The following is a 14,387-nucleotide window of genomic DNA, read 5'->3' as shown; positions in this document are numbered from 1 at the left end:
TTAATTCAAATCCCGCGGTTTATGAAAACTGACCCAGCTTTCGAAGCTGGGGAAGGATACAGGGTGGAAGTCATAGCAAAGACACATCGCCATACAAAGGGTTCGCTGCGCCGCAGCTTCAGGCTCTCCATCGTCGGTATCGCGATTCTGTCACTTTCCGGCTGCGTGGCCGGAGGGTTCGATTTCCTGAGTTCGTCAAAGGTGGATCGTTCGGTTGCGACCGGCACGGTGCCGCAGCCAGCTCCCAGCACCGATACGCTTTCCGACGAGATGACGGTGCGCAACGCCGTGACGTCTGCCGATATCCAGAAGCTCGAGGGACAGCCGCTTCCTTGGGCCAATGCGTCCACCGGCAGCGCCGGCATCATCGACACGATCGTCGAGAATAATGACGCCGGCCAAGTTTGCCGCCAGTTCCGCACGACGCGGCATTCCTATGTCGGCATCGCCAAATTCTATGGCAAGACCTGCCTCGTCGGTGGTGGCAACTGGCAGCTTCTGAGCTTCCAGCCGGAAAGCTGATCCCACTGCCCACCTGTTTCGGCACGATGCGCCCCTGACACGTCAGGGTTAATGCGCCGTGCCGATTCGCCTCAATGTTTAGTGAAAGGCTAACCATTCGCGGCAAAACACCCCATATCCAACGTCGGAAATAAGAAGTGATTAGCAACTCTCCCGCACGATCGCCCAACGAGCGGGCTTTCCTGTCGCGAGAGCGAACCGGACGGTGCGTCATAAGTTGAGATTCGGTTTCCGGGAACGGCCACGAGGAACATGCCTCCCGGATTGCGACAGCGGTGGTGCGAACAATGCGTGATCCATACAAGGTGCTGGGCGTCAAGCGCGACGCAGGAGCAGACGAAATCAAGACTGCCTGGCGCAACATGGCCAAGGCCGTGCATCCCGATCACAATCAGGGCGACCCGACGGCGACCGCCCGTTTCGCGGAGATCGGCCGCGCCTATGAAACGCTGAAAGATCCGAGGAAGCGTAATCTCTTCGACAGCGCCGTACGCATGGCAGAAACCAAGAAGCAGGAACAGACGATCATGCAGCAGCGGCACGCAGCCCGTGAGGCCGCCGCCCGCGCCAAGGCCGCGCAGGCTAACGCCGAGCGCGTGATGGAAGAACTTGCGCGCGCCAACGCCAATGCGCAGAAGGCCGCAGCAGCAGGTGCCAAACAGCAGCAGGCAGGCACAACCGAAGCCGCAGAAGAGATGGTTGAGCGCATCTTCGGCGCGCAGACGACCCGCACCGCCGGCGCGCAGGCGCAACCGCACGCCCAGCAGGCGCATTCTCAGCAAGCACAGGCTAGGCCGCATGCAGCAGAGACGGCCAAGCAGCCGGAACAGGAGACAGCGGAATCCGAAACCGCCAGGGCGGAGGACGAGCAGACCGAGTCCACCACCGGCACTGGCGCCAACATGTCGCTGCCGCTCAGCCTGCTGACCTCGCTTGTGCGCCGCTTCACCGGCGCCGGCCAGCCAGGCCTTGAGAAGGCCCCGGATGAAGTGGCGACCGCGACCGTGACGATCGAGGACATCATGAAAGGAAGCTGGACGACAGTTTCCCTTCCGGAAGGCCGCGAAGTCGGCTTCGCCCTTCCGGCCGGCACGACCGAAGGCCATCAGGTCCGGCTCAAGGGTCAGGGATTCAAGCTGCCGGGCATGCAACGCGGCGACGCCGTCATCAACATCCACATCGCGCCCGATCCGCGCTTCACCGTCGATGGCTTCGACGTGCATGCCGTGCTGCCGCTCAACATCGAAAACGCAGTGCTCGGCACCGAGGCGCGCGTTGACGGTCCGCAAGGACCACTCAATGTGACGGTCCCTGCCTGGTCCGGCTCCGACAAGACTATCCGCATTCCCGACCAAGGGCTGCCTAACGACAGCGGCGGGAAAGGCGATCTCGTCGTCGAATTGCGTATTATGTTGTGGGAAAAACCCGACGCTAAAGTCACTGATCTCATGCGGAGCATGCGTGAAGGGCTGTTTTTATGAAATTTCGGTGACAATCGCACCCTTTGTTACGATCCCTAACAGTTGATGATCTTGGGCCTGCTTGAACCGATTAACGGCCTATGCCATAGGCAGGATCATCAGAATTCCTAGGGAAGCGAAATATGGCTCAAGCATCCGGCCTCATGGCAGGCAAACGCGGCGTCATCATGGGTGTCGCCAACAATCGTTCGATTGCGTGGGGTATTGCCAAGGCCATTCATGCGCAGGGCGGAGAAGTTGCCTTCACTTACCAGGGCGATGCCTTGAAGAAGCGCGTGGAGCCGCTGGCTGCCGAAATCGGCGCCGTCATGGTCGGCCATTGCGATGTCAGCGATGAATCCACGATCGATGCCGTTTTCGAAAACGTCGAGAAGCTGTGGGGCAAGATCGATTTCATCGTGCACGCGATCGGCTTTTCCGACAAGGACGAGCTGACGGGCCGTTACGTCGATACGTCGGCCGACAACTTCGCAAAGACCATGCAGATCTCCGTCTACTCCTTCACCTCGGTCGCTCGCCGCGCCGAGAAGCTGATGACAGAAGGCGGTTCGATGCTCACCCTCACCTATTACGGTGCTGAAAAGGTGATGCCGAACTACAATGTCATGGGCGTCGCCAAGGCGGCTCTCGAAGCCAGCGTGAAGTATCTCGCCGTCGATCTCGGACCGAAAAACATCCGCGTCAACGCTGTTTCGGCAGGCCCGATCAAGACGCTTGCTGCCTCCGGCATCGGCGATTTCCGCTACATCCTCAAGTGGAACGAGTATAATGCGCCGCTGCGCCGTACCGTGACCATCGAGGAAGTGGGCGATGTCGGCCTCTACCTTCTCTCGGACCTGTCCCGTTCGGTGACGGGTGAAGTGCATCATGCCGACAGCGGCTATCATGTCATCGGCATGAAGGCTGTGGACGCACCTGATATTTCCGTCATCAAGGACTGAGGCGTCCTCCCCCCAAGCGGAGCCGATCCCCGTGCTCATCTATGTGATCAGACACGGCCAGACCGACTGGAATGCGGAACGCCGCCTGCAGGGGCAGAAGGATATTCCGATCAATGCGATCGGCCGCGAACAGGCAAAACAGAACGGGATCGCCCTTGCGGCGGTCCTGAAGGGCGAAGATACGGAATTCGATTTCGTCGCAAGCCCGCTCGGACGTACGCGCGAGACCATGGAGATCATGCGATCAGCCATGGGGCTCCCGCCCAAGGATTACCGGACCGACGAACGTCTGGTCGAAGTCTCCTTTGGCGACTGGGAAGGCTACACGCTCAAGCAGCTCAGGGCCTCGCAGGCCGAGCGAGTGACAGAACGCAACATCAACAAGTGGGATTTCATTCCGCCGGGCGAGGATGCGGAAAGCTACGAGATCATGTCGTGGCGAACAGGCGCATGGCTAAATTCGGTCGACCGGCCGACCGTCTGCGTCACCCATGGCGGCGTCATCAGAAGCCTGTTCAAGATAATCTCCAACCTGCCGAAGGACGTCGCCTCTGAAGGCGAAATCCCGCAGGACCGGATTTTGAAGATCGAGACGTCGCAGAGCCTGATCGGCTGGATCTAGCCCAGATGGGGCCGCTTACTTGACGATGTCGAGATCGTTGATGACGCGCTTGCCGTCGACTTCCGTATAGAAAATCACCACCTTGACGCCTGCCTTCAGGCCTTCGAAATCGAACTCCTCGGGCGCCTGATAGGTCTTGCCATCATCGAGCGTCAGCACGAGATTGGCCGTATCGACCTTCTTGATCGTCGCCTCGACATCAGCGCTCTCGGCAAAACTGCTCATGGGCGAAAGAAAATTTGCCGTGGCCAGAAGCGTAGCAATAACGAAACGCATGTCGGCAATCCCTTTGAAACGCTGCCATTGATATCGAGTGGCCACAGATAAACTCCTGAATATGGCGAAAATTGCCCGGAAGAATGGCTTTCGGCGCCCAATTGATGAATAGGATTTTACGGATAATCAAGAGGCTCGATTAACCGTCTTTTTCTCTCTGTTTACGCGATTTAGCGGCCGCGAATGCGCGCAATCGTAAATTAACCCCTGCACCCTAAAGTCGGCGCGAATGTAGGGGTGTGTGATTTGCAATTCCGGCTGAGCAACGGCAACCAGCTGCGGCGTGTTCTGAAGAATACGCGTGTCTCGCTGCTGGTTTCCGCCCTCGTGGCCGTCGTCGTTGTTGCCGTCGGCTTTGCACTCGACAGTGCAAATACTGCCGCCTATCTGCGCGAGCTGCAAATCCGTACTGAAAACGAGACGAACCTGATCCGTGCCCGCATGATGGCGCAGATCAATATGGACATTACCGCCGTCCGCGACCTTTCCAACCTGATCTCGCTCAGCACGCAGACGAACGAGGTGGAGATGGAGCGGCAGATCAACTGGCTGCTGATCCAGAACCCACAATTCATCCATATTGCGGTCGCGCCCGATTTCATCGTCAAGTCGGTCTATCCGGCGCAATCCGGCAGAGACAGGATCGGCAAGGATGTGCGCGAGCGGCTGATGGAGCGCATGTCGATCAGCCGCAATACCGGCGACCAGTCGGCGCGCTTCTACGGTCCCTTCAAGACGGCAGATGCAGAAAACGCCTTCGCGATCTTCTTCCCTGTATTCGTCAAGCAGAACGGCCAGCGCCGCATCTGGGGCGCGGTCGAGGTCGTCATCGACCAGAACATGTTCTACGAGGCGACCGGCCTAAAGCCCGCGCGCAACAGCGAAAACCAGGAGCGCTATCCGCATCTCGACCATCTGTCGATCGCGGTGCGCGACATCGGCATTCCAAACGAAACGGCCGCGCCCTTCTTCGGCCCTTCCAATATCTACGAGAAAGATCCGCTCCGCCGCAAAATCAACTTCGCGGGCGGGCGATGGGAACTGGCGGCGGTGCCGAACTCCGGCTGGGATGCGGTTCCCAATAATCAGCGTGAACTGCGATTGATCATCGTCGCCGCAGGCTGCGTAATCATCATCCCGATCTTCTTTGCCACGTTGCTGCTCGGCGAACGCAACCGCAACATCACGCAGCTTGAGGCTCGCGAAGCCAAACTTCTGGAACTGTCGCAGCGCCTCAACCTGGCGCTGGAATCTTCCCGGATCGGCATATGGGAGTTGCAGGAGAACGCCACCAACCTTGCCTGGGATGCACGCGCATCCACCCTTCACGGCCTCAAAGCGATCGAAGGCAGCCGGTCACTGGAAGTGTGGCTTTCGACGATCGTGCCCGAAGACCGCGAAATCGCCGAGGTTCATTTCTTCGGTTGCAGCATCGCTGGAGAAGCCTGCACCGCACAATACAGGGTGATGCGGGAAGATGGGCGCATCCGCCATCTGCGTTCCATCGGCGCCTTCTATACGGATGCCGGCGGCGCGGGAAAGACGATCGGTATCGTCTGGGACGTGACAGCCGATGCGGAAGTCACCAACACGCTTCGCCTTGCCAAGGAAACGAGCGAGCTCAAGAATGCCGAGCTGGAACTCGCGCTGGAAGAACTTTCAAGTCGCGAGGCGGAGCTTTCCGAACTCTCCGGCAAGCTCGATCTGGCCCTCGATTCCTATCAATGCGGCATCTGGGAGGCAATTCTCGGCAAGAGCGGCTCGATCTGGGACGAGCGCATGCACGAGCTCTATGGATTGAAGCAGAGCAATGCCTTCGTGACCGAAGACGCATGGCTTTCCTGCATCTACCCCGATGACCGCGGGCTGGCGCTCGAAAGCGCCCGGCATTTCAAGCAGCTCGGAGACACGCATACGCTCGTCTGCCGCGTGCCGGACGAAAATGGCGGCTTTCGCTACGTGCGTTCCGTCGGCAAGGTCCACCGCACGCCGACCGGCGAGATGAAGATCATCGGCATCGCCTTCGATTCGACCGAGGATGCATTGATGACGCTGCGCCTCAAGGCCGCGAAGGATGAGGCGATCACCAAGAACATCGAGCTCGAGCTCGCCAAGAACAGGATCGAGCACAATTCCCTGCACGACCCGCTGACCTCGCTCGCCAACCGTCGCAAGCTCGATATCGCGCTGGAAAACCTGACGGATGCCGGCCGCGGCGAGCGGCAGAAATTCGCGATCCTGCATATCGACCTCGACCGCTTCAAGGAAATCAACGACACGCTGGGACATGCAGCCGGCGACGCGATGCTGGTCCATGCTTCACGCGTGCTTTCCAGGAATCTGCGTGACAGTGATGTCGTTGCGCGTATCGGCGGCGACGAGTTCGTCATCCTCTCCTTCGACGTGGGCGACAAGGAGATGGCGGAGCTTGCAGGCCGCGTCATTGAGGAAATGCGCCAGCCCGTCGATTTCCAGGGCTTTCCCTGCCGCTGCGGCGTGTCGATCGGTATTGCGCTGGCGAACGGCATTCATGTCGATGCCCGCAAGGTGCTGATCAATGCCGACATTGCGCTCTATCGCGCCAAGAGCCTCGGCCGCAACCGCTTCGAATTCTTCAACCACAATCTGCAGGCCGACATCATCAACAATAAACGCACGGCTGATGAGATCCTCGCTGGCATCGACAATGGCGAGTTCACGGCCTGGTACCAGCCGCAGTTTTGCGCACGCTCGATGAAGCTGACGGGCGTCGAGGCGCTGGTGCGCTGGCGCCATCCCTCCAAGGGCTTGCTCACACCGGACAAGTTCCTGCGCATCGCCGACGAGATCAATGTCGTGCAGACACTCGACCGCATCGTTCTGGAAACTGCGCTGCGCGACAAGATGCGCTGGGCGGCGCAGGGCATCTATGTTCCGAAGGTCTCCGTCAACGTTTCGGCGCGACGCCTGCATGACGGCAGCCTTCTGGAATCGCTTGGTGACCTGCACATCCGCCCTGGCGAAATTTCCTTCGAACTGGTGGAATCCATCTTTCTCGACGAAAGCGAGGACGTGGTTTCGCAAAACCTCGAACGGATCAAGGCGCTCGGCATCGATATCGAGATCGACGATTTCGGTACCGGCCACACCTCGATCGTCTCGCTGCTGAAGCTCAAGCCGAAGCGGCTGAAGATCGACCGGCAGCTCGTCCAGCCGATCGTCGCCTCCTCGCAGGAGCGCGCGCTCGTCAGCTCCATCATTGAGATCGCCCGCTCGCTCGGTGTAGAAACCGTGGCCGAGGGTGTCGAGACGCTGGCACATGCCGAACTGCTGCGCGACCTCGGCTGCGATCTCCTGCAGGGTTACGCCTTCGCACGCCCCCTCTCCTTCGACGACTTCGCCATCGAGGCGCGCGGCACAGCCTGGCTGCTGGCGTCCTAGCGCTGAAGCCGAGGCTGCTATCGGTCGCAAATACGGGAAATACCATTTCCCTGATCGCACCATCAGGCGCAAAGAAAGGCTTTTGCCTGAACGGTTTTTTGGCCTATGAGTGTCGCGCCTTTTTAAGTAATGGCGCGGCCGGTGACGACTGGTTCCGCGCATCCGGCGGGAACACATGTCGCACAATACATTCGGTCATCTCTTCCGTGTAACTACCTGGGGCGAAAGCCACGGGCCGGCGCTCGGCGCCGTTGTCGACGGCTGCCCTCCGGGGCTGCGCTTCAAGCTCGAGGACCTGCAGGTCTGGCTCGACAAGCGCAAGCCCGGCCAGAGCCGTTTCGTCACCCAGCGGCGCGAAGACGATCTGGTGAAAGTTCTCTCGGGCGTGATGATGGACGCCGACGGCGAGACGATGATTTCGACCGGCACGCCGATCTCGATGCTGATCGAAAATACCGACCAGCGTTCCAAGGACTATGGCGAGATCGCCCGGCAATATCGCCCCGGCCATGCCGACTATACCTATGACACGAAATACGGCATCCGCGACTATCGCGGGGGCGGCCGTTCGTCTGCCCGCGAGACGGCAGCGCGCGTTGCTGCCGGCGGCATCGCCCGGCTCGTCGTGCCCGGTGTCACCATCCGCGGTGCACTGGTGCAGATCGGCAGGCACAAGATCAATCGCGCCAACTGGGACTGGGATCAGGTCGGCCAGAACCCGTTCTTCTCCCCTGATGCCGAGATCGTGCCCGTCTGGGAAGAGTATCTCGACGGTATCCGCAAGGCCGGTTCCTCCATCGGCGCCGTCATCGAGGTGATCGCCGAGGGCGTCCCGGCAGGCCTCGGTGCACCGATCTACGGCAAGCTCGACCAGGATATCGCTTCGCTGCTTATGTCGATCAATGCCGTCAAAGGCGTCGAGATCGGCAACGGTTTTGCCGCCGCAGAGACGAGCGGCGAAGACAATGCTGACGAGATGCGCATGGGCAATGACGGCCAGCCGATCTTCCTGTCCAACAATGCCGGTGGTATCCTGGGCGGCATTTCGACTGGCCAGCCGGTCGTCGCCCGCTTCGCTGTCAAGCCGACCTCTTCCATTCTCACCGAACGGCAGTCGATCGATGCCGACGGCAAGAATGTCGATATCCGCACCAAGGGCCGTCATGACCCCTGCGTCGGTATCCGCGCCGTGCCGATCGGCGAGGCGATGGTCGCCTGCGCCGTTGCCGATCATTATCTTCGCGACCGCGGCCAGACCGGCCGGCTGAAATAGGAATTGTCCCATGCCTTATGATCAGAAGCGCGTTGTTGATGCCATCAGGGCTTTCGAAGCCGGCGAGATCGTCGTCGTCATGGATGACAATGATCGTGAAAACGAGGGTGACCTGATCGTCGCCGCCGTGCATGCGACGCCCGAAAAGATGGCCTTCATCGTGCGCCACACGTCAGGCATCGTCTGCGCGCCGATGCCGAAGGAGGAGGCCAAGCGGCTGAACCTCAACGCCATGGTGGCGGAAAACGATTCCGCCCACACGACCGCCTTTACCGTTTCCGTCGACTTCAAGCACGGCACAACGACGGGCATTTCCGCCGACGACCGCACGCTCACGGTGCGCAATCTCGCAAATCCGAATGTGGGTGCATCAGATTTCGTCCGGCCGGGCCACATCTTCCCGCTGGTCTCCCGCGAAGGCGGTGTCCTGATGCGTTCCGGCCATACGGAAGCGGCCGTCGATCTCTGCAAGCTTGCCGGCCTGCCGCTGATCGGCGTCATCTCCGAACTCGTCAATGACGATGGCACGGTGACGCGCGGCCCGCAGGTCGTGGATTTCGCCGAACAGCACGGACTGAAGCTTCTGTCGGTTGCCGACCTCATCGCCTATCGCCAACGCAAGGAAACGCTGATCGAGCTCGGCTCGAGCTTCGATATCGAGACGCCATTCGGCAAGGCCAAGGCGCATACCTATTCGCTGCCGTGGGATCCGATGCAGCATCTCGCCGTCGTCTTCGGCGATATCAGGGACGGTGTCGATATTCCGGTGCGCCTGCACCCGGAAAACGTAGCCGACGATCTCTTCGGCAAGCGCAAGCCAGTCGATTTCTATATGCAGAAAATCGCCGAAGAGGGACGCGGCATCATCGTCTACCTGCGTGAAGGCTCTGTCGGCGTCGGCCACTACGACAATGGCCGCAAGGCGCGCAATCAAGGTCGCGAGGCGCATGCGGAAGCACAGACACGCGACAGCGAATGGCTGGAAATCGGCCTCGGTGCGCAGATCCTCAAGGATCTCGGCATCAGCTCAATCAAGCTTTTGACCAGCCGCGAACGCCACTATGTCGGCCTGGAAGGCTTCGGGATCAAGATTTCGACGACGGAGATCTGCTGACTAGCTATCCCTTCTCCCCTCGAGGAGAAGGATTAGCCTTTCCAGCCATCCAGATAGACGACGTTCTCCACGCCGGCGAAGCGCGCTAAGCGCTCCAACTCGGCTTCCAGCTTTTCGAGTCGCCCTGCGGATGCCTTGACGCGTGGTTCCATCCATAGCCGCTTCACATCCAGCGTACCCTTCTTCCGGTCGGCCTTCATGTCGATACGGCCGATGAGCCTGTCGCCTTCCAGGAGCGGGAAGACATAATAGCCATATTCACGCTTCGGCTCCGGGACGAAAATCTCGATCCGGTAGAAGAAGCCGAAAAGACGCTCCGTCCGGTTTCTGTCCCGGATCATCGGATCAAAGGGGCTGAGTACCCGGATTCGCGGTGGCGCTTCCGGATAAGTATCTGTCGTGCCAAGGAAATCGGCGAAAGCCCAAGAGGCACGCGGTTTGCCGCCAAGCGCCGGTTCGATCATCACTTCGATCAGCTCATCCCTGTTTTCGGCAACCCAGGCCTTGGCTTCGTCCGGGGACAGCAGATCCCAGAAGGCGGCGATTTCGCCGTGGGTGGCAAAGCCCAGACGGGCAAGCGCGCTTCGGCAGGCCCAATCCACGAAATCCTCGCGGCTGACCTCAGGCTCATGGAATTCGGCGGGGATGACGCGCTCGACGAGATCATAGATCTTCTGGAAATTGGAGCGGCCGGCGATGGCGAATTTGCCGGTGCGCCAGAAATATTCGAGCGCCGTCTTGTTGGGGTGCCAGTTCCACCAGCCGCCGGAGACGTGGCCATCCGCCTTCATGTCACGCGCCAGGATCGCCCCATCCTTGACCACCCGATCATAGGTCTCCTCGAAGGAAGCTTCGAAGCCCTCGCCGCGCCATCTGCGCCAGCGCTCGACGAGCGCCAGTTCCTCGTCGCGGAATTTGTGCTTCCAGTATTTGAAGAAGGCGCTCGGCAGGATGGAGGCATCATGCGTCCAGTGTTCGAAGAGCGCACCATCCTTTTCCAGAAGCGCGGTCAAGTGTTCGCGCCGGTATGTCTGGTTGCGGGAAAAGAGGATCTGATGATGGGCGCGTTCCACCGTCTGGATGCTGTCCACCTGCACGAAGCCGAGGTCATGAATGAGGTCCAGCAGGCCGGTCTTGGTCAATGCACGATTCGGAGGCGCGCTCAGCCCCTGCTTGGCGAGAAAGACACGGCGGGCATCGGAATTGGAGAGCAGATTCGTCATGCCGCCATCATAGCGCGGAAAATCTTCCTAGCTACCCGATACCATATTCGAGCCGATTTGATTTTGATCCTTTATCGTGTCGTCACCGCCTTATAGAAGCAGGAATTCAAACAAGGGGACCGTAGTTGGATATTCGTTTCGAGAGCGCGGGCGCCAGTTTCGGAGCAAGGGTAGTGGTCGAGCCGCTGACACTGTCTCTCACCGAAAATCGTCTCGGCATCATCGGGCTCAACGGTTCGGGCAAGACGACCTTTGCGCGGATGATCAACGGGCTCATGAAACCCACCACCGGCAAGGTTATCGTCAATGGGCGGGACACATGCGACGAGAAGACGGCGCATGCTGATGTCGGCTTCATCTTCCAGTCGCCGCAGAACCAGATAATCCTGCCGATCGTCAGGGACGACATCGCGTTCGGGCTGAAGGGCCGCGGCTTTACCAAGGCGGAGATCGATCGAAAGGTCGAGATGGTGCTCGCCCGCTTCAATGCCGAGGAACTCGCCACTCGCCGTGCGCACGAGCTTTCGGGCGGCGAGCTGCAGATCGCGGCCCTCTGCTCCGTGCTGGCGACCGGTCCCAATATCCTGATCCTCGACGAGCCAACCAATCAGCTTGACCTGCGCAACCGTGCGCTGGTGCAGAAGACCATCGATGGGCTCGAAGAAAATGTCGTCGTCATCACTCATGATCTCGAGCTGATATCGGGTTTCGAGCGGGTGCTATTGTTCCATGGAGGCAGGCTGGCGGCCGACGCGCCGGCGGCGGAAGCGATCACCCGATACAGGGAGCTTGCCGTCTGATGCAGTCGCTTTATGTCGAAGGTAACAGTGCCCTGCACCGGCTTTCGCCGCGGGCAAAGATCTTTTCCCTCTTCCTGCTTGGCGTCGTGTTGTTCCTCGGCGACAATCTTCCGCTGCTTGCCATCGTCACGCTGCTGACGGCACTGACCTATCGCAGCATCGGCTTGTCGCTAAAGGAATCGGCCGTCCGGCTGCGGCCAATCTTGCTGACGATCGTGATCGTGGCGCTTTTCACTCTCATCGTCAGTCCGTGGCACGTGGCGCTTGCGACGCTGCTCCGGCTGACGGCGCTGATGATGTTTGCTGCTGCCGTGACCGCGACGACGACGATCACGCAATTCATGGATGAGATAACGGTGCTTGCACGGCCGCTGGAACGGACAGGCTGGGTGAAGGCCGACGATATCGGGCTGGCGGTCGGTCTCGTGCTGCGTTTCGTGCCCGAAATCATTGCCCGCTACCATGCGATCAGCGAAGCGCATGCGGCGCGCGGACTGAAGGTACGACCGGTGACAGTCCTTACCCCGCTCATCATTTTAACGCTCAGGGATGCGGATAACATTGCCGCGGCGATTGACGCGCGTGGCATTCGGCGGCATGTCAGTTAACGATTTATGAATTGGAGATCACGATGAGCACGCGCGACCTCGTTCTTGCCGCTCTTTTCGCCGCGATCATCGTGGCTCTCGGCCTGCTGCCGCCTATCTATCTGGGCTTCATTCCAGTGCCGATCACCGCGCAATCACTCGGCGTCATGATGGCAGGCGTCGTGCTTGGCGCAAGACGCGCCACGATTGCCGTGCTGATCGTGCTCGTGCTCGTAGCCATCGGCCTGCCTGTACTTTCGGGCGGCCGCGGCGGATTTGCGGCTTTCGTGGCTCCGACGTCAGGCTTCCTGTTCGGTTGGGCTTTTGCTGCTTTTGTTACGGGCTTCCTCAGTGAACGGCTCGTGCGCGGCAATCAGTCCGGCCTCGTCCAGACGGTAAGCTTTTTCCTTGCCGCCATGATCGGCGGTATCGTCGTGCTCTACGCTTTCGGCATCGCCTATCTGGCCCTTGCCGCCAATATCGGCCTGAAGCAGGCCTTTGTGGGCAGCATGGCCTTCATACCAGGTGATGTCATAAAGGCCTTCGTCGCAGCGCTCGTCGGCCGGGCCGTCATGGCCGGCTATCCGCTCTTGCGGATTCGCGCTTAATCCAGAAAGCCATAGAGCCAGTCGCGCGTCTCTTCGGGAAGCGCGACTGGTGAGCCGTCGTCGCGGCTGCGCGCCTGCCAGGTGATTTCGACCTCGGCGGCACGCTCGTCATCAATCTCGGCGGCGATGAGAAAGCCGATGGAGCGCACGCCGATCTTGTCGACGCCGGCGGTGAAGGTCACCGCTTCGTGATAGTGCAATGGCCGGTGAAGGATGCAGGACACCTTGGCGGGAGTATAGGCAGGCTCGTCCTCCACATCAGGTCTCAATGACCAGAAACCTGCAAGTACGGATTCGGCATAGGAAATATAGGAGGCCAGAAACATCTGGCCGTTCATGTCCACATCACGAAACGGTATGCGCAATTCCACCACGTCCGGGCGGTTCGTCTTACTCATTTACAGGTCTGCCTTGCAAGTTATCAGCTCGACCCTAGCATGGGGTCCGTCGAAGTAAACGAAACAATTAAAATAGCGTAAACGGAGGATGCTGAGCGTTAACCGCGACGACGTGGCTTGTTGAAATCGACGCACAGCGCTCCATCTGCTGTGGATCATGACATTTGCGATCGATAGAGTGCCGGCATGAGCACCCGCCTTTACGAACATCCCATCTTTCTCGAGCACGTGACGCCGTCAGGCCATCCCGAGCGCTCCGACCGCATCCGTGCGCTCAATGTCGCGCTGGAGCATCCGAATTTCGAGCGTCTCGACCGAAAGGAAGCGCCGCAGGCGAATGAAGACGCCGTGTTGCTTGCCCATCCGGAAGAACATCTGATCGCCGTCATGCGGCAAATCCCGGAAGAAGAAGACAAGATCAACCAGCTCGAGGCCGATACCTATGCCAGCCAGAAGAGCCTGCAGGCCGCACTGACCGGTATCGGCGGGGCAATGGCGGCTGTCGATGACGTCTTTCGCGGCAAGGCGGACAATGTGTTCGTTGCCGCACGCCCGCCGGGACACCACGCGGAAAAGATGACGGCGATGGGCTTCTGCTTCTTCAACAACGCGGCGATCGCTGCCCGCCATGCGCAGAAGGCTCACGGCGCCGAGCGCGTCGCCATCGTCGATTGGGACGTCCATCACGGCAATGGCACGCAGGATATTTTCTGGGACGATCCCTCCGTGCTTTTCTGCTCCACCCATCAGATGCCGCTTTATCCCGGCACCGGGGCCAAGGATGAAAACGGCGCGCATGGCACGATCGTCAATGCCCCGCTGTCTCCCAATGTCGGCAGCGACCATTTCCGCGAGGCGTTCAAATCGCGCGTGCTGCCGGCGCTCAACGATTTCCGGCCCGATATCATCATTATCTCTGCCGGATTTGACGCCCATCACCGCGATCCGCTGGCGCAGATCAACCTGACCGGCGAGGATTTCGATTGGGCGACGGGACGTCTTCTTGAGGTTGCCGACCGCAGCGCCAATAACCGGGTCGTCAGCCTGCTGGAAGGCGGGTATGATCTGGAGGGACTCGCCGAGTCGGCGGGTATGCATATCCTCAGAATGATGAAGGGTTGA

General features: G+C 59.9%; 14 protein-coding genes. 11 read left to right on the top strand and 3 right to left on the bottom strand.

Translation table 11 applies throughout. The features are described 5' to 3' along the window. Positions 1-63 precede the first annotated feature (63 nt). The 4 genes from PMI11_RS13880 to PMI11_RS13865 all read left to right on the top strand — a co-directional run bounded on the left by PMI11_RS13880 (position 64) and on the right by PMI11_RS13865 (position 3,566). Positions 64-522 carry an RT0821/Lpp0805 family surface protein gene (locus PMI11_RS13880; RefSeq protein ID WP_007817961.1) on the top strand — a complete coding sequence of 153 codons (459 nt, stop codon included), beginning with the start codon at positions 64-66 and terminating at the stop codon, positions 520-522. 287 nt (positions 523-809) lie between these two features. After that, positions 810-2,003: a DnaJ C-terminal domain-containing protein gene (locus tag PMI11_RS13875; protein ID WP_007817959.1), complete on the top strand. Its 1,194-nt coding sequence runs from the start codon at positions 810-812 to the stop codon at positions 2,001-2,003. A 122-nt stretch (positions 2,004-2,125) separates the two neighbouring features. Then, positions 2,126-2,944 (top strand): enoyl-ACP reductase FabI, encoded by an 819-nt coding sequence (gene fabI / locus PMI11_RS13870; RefSeq protein ID WP_007817957.1) that lies wholly within the window; start codon positions 2,126-2,128, stop codon positions 2,942-2,944. A gap of 31 nt (positions 2,945-2,975) precedes the next feature. After that, on the top strand, positions 2,976-3,566 hold the full coding sequence (locus tag PMI11_RS13865; RefSeq protein WP_007817956.1) for a histidine phosphatase family protein: 591 nt from the start codon (positions 2,976-2,978) through the stop codon (positions 3,564-3,566). Positions 3,567-3,581: 15 nt separating this feature from the next. Here PMI11_RS13865 and PMI11_RS13860 read toward each other — a convergent pair whose 3' ends face one another. Next, positions 3,582-3,842 (bottom strand): DUF1344 domain-containing protein, encoded by a 261-nt coding sequence (locus PMI11_RS13860; RefSeq protein ID WP_037071313.1) that lies wholly within the window; start codon positions 3,840-3,842, stop codon positions 3,582-3,584. 246 nt (positions 3,843-4,088) lie between these two features. On the opposite strand from PMI11_RS13860, the gene PMI11_RS13855 reads away from it, so the two are divergent. The 3 genes from PMI11_RS13855 (at position 4,089) to ribB (ending at position 9,649) form a co-directional block, all read left to right on the top strand. Continuing rightward, positions 4,089-7,262 carry a bifunctional diguanylate cyclase/phosphodiesterase gene (locus PMI11_RS13855; protein WP_007817952.1) on the top strand — a complete coding sequence of 1,058 codons (3,174 nt, stop codon included), beginning with the start codon at positions 4,089-4,091 and terminating at the stop codon, positions 7,260-7,262. 175 nt (positions 7,263-7,437) lie between these two features. Beyond that, complete coding sequence (gene aroC / locus PMI11_RS13850; RefSeq protein ID WP_007817950.1) at positions 7,438-8,535, top strand: chorismate synthase; 1,098 nt, start codon at positions 7,438-7,440, stop codon at positions 8,533-8,535. A gap of 10 nt (positions 8,536-8,545) precedes the next feature. Next, positions 8,546-9,649: a 3,4-dihydroxy-2-butanone-4-phosphate synthase gene (gene ribB, locus PMI11_RS13845; protein WP_007817949.1), complete on the top strand. Its 1,104-nt coding sequence runs from the start codon at positions 8,546-8,548 to the stop codon at positions 9,647-9,649. Between the two features lie 32 nt (positions 9,650-9,681). Here the strand turns inward: ribB and PMI11_RS13840 are convergent, their stop codons facing one another. Next, positions 9,682-10,872 carry a winged helix-turn-helix domain-containing protein gene (locus PMI11_RS13840; RefSeq protein ID WP_007817947.1) on the bottom strand — a complete coding sequence of 397 codons (1,191 nt, stop codon included), beginning with the start codon at positions 10,870-10,872 and terminating at the stop codon, positions 9,682-9,684. 125 nt (positions 10,873-10,997) lie between these two features. Between PMI11_RS13840 and PMI11_RS13835 the strand changes: the two genes are divergently transcribed. Genes PMI11_RS13835 through PMI11_RS13825 form a run of 3 tightly spaced genes read left to right on the top strand, consistent with a single transcriptional unit; the run spans position 10,998 to position 12,867 of the window. Continuing rightward, positions 10,998-11,672, top strand: a complete 675-nt coding sequence (locus tag PMI11_RS13835) for an energy-coupling factor ABC transporter ATP-binding protein (protein ID WP_037071311.1) — start codon at positions 10,998-11,000, stop codon at positions 11,670-11,672. Next, entirely contained in the window at positions 11,672-12,280 is a 609-nt protein-coding gene (locus tag PMI11_RS13830) for a CbiQ family ECF transporter T component (RefSeq protein ID WP_007817942.1), read from the top strand. Before PMI11_RS13835 ends, PMI11_RS13830 begins: the two co-directional genes overlap by 1 nt. A gap of 23 nt (positions 12,281-12,303) precedes the next feature. Then, positions 12,304-12,867 (top strand): biotin transporter BioY, encoded by a 564-nt coding sequence (locus tag PMI11_RS13825; RefSeq protein WP_007817941.1) that lies wholly within the window; start codon positions 12,304-12,306, stop codon positions 12,865-12,867. Here PMI11_RS13825 and PMI11_RS13820 read toward each other — a convergent pair. Further along, positions 12,864-13,265, bottom strand: coding sequence for an acyl-CoA thioesterase (locus tag PMI11_RS13820; protein ID WP_007817939.1), 402 nt, complete (start codon positions 13,263-13,265; stop codon positions 12,864-12,866). The genes PMI11_RS13825 and PMI11_RS13820 overlap by 4 nt on opposite strands. Before the next feature lie 186 nt (positions 13,266-13,451). Between PMI11_RS13820 and PMI11_RS13815 the strand changes: the two genes are divergently transcribed. Next, on the top strand, positions 13,452-14,387 hold the full coding sequence (locus PMI11_RS13815) for a histone deacetylase family protein (RefSeq protein WP_007817938.1): 936 nt from the start codon (positions 13,452-13,454) through the stop codon (positions 14,385-14,387).

The organism is Rhizobium sp. CF142 (assembly GCF_000281145.1).
GTDB lineage: Bacteria > Pseudomonadota > Alphaproteobacteria > Rhizobiales > Rhizobiaceae > Rhizobium.
The sequence above is the reverse complement of the archived record's forward strand: the minus strand, read 5'-3'. Positions and strand labels throughout refer to the sequence as shown.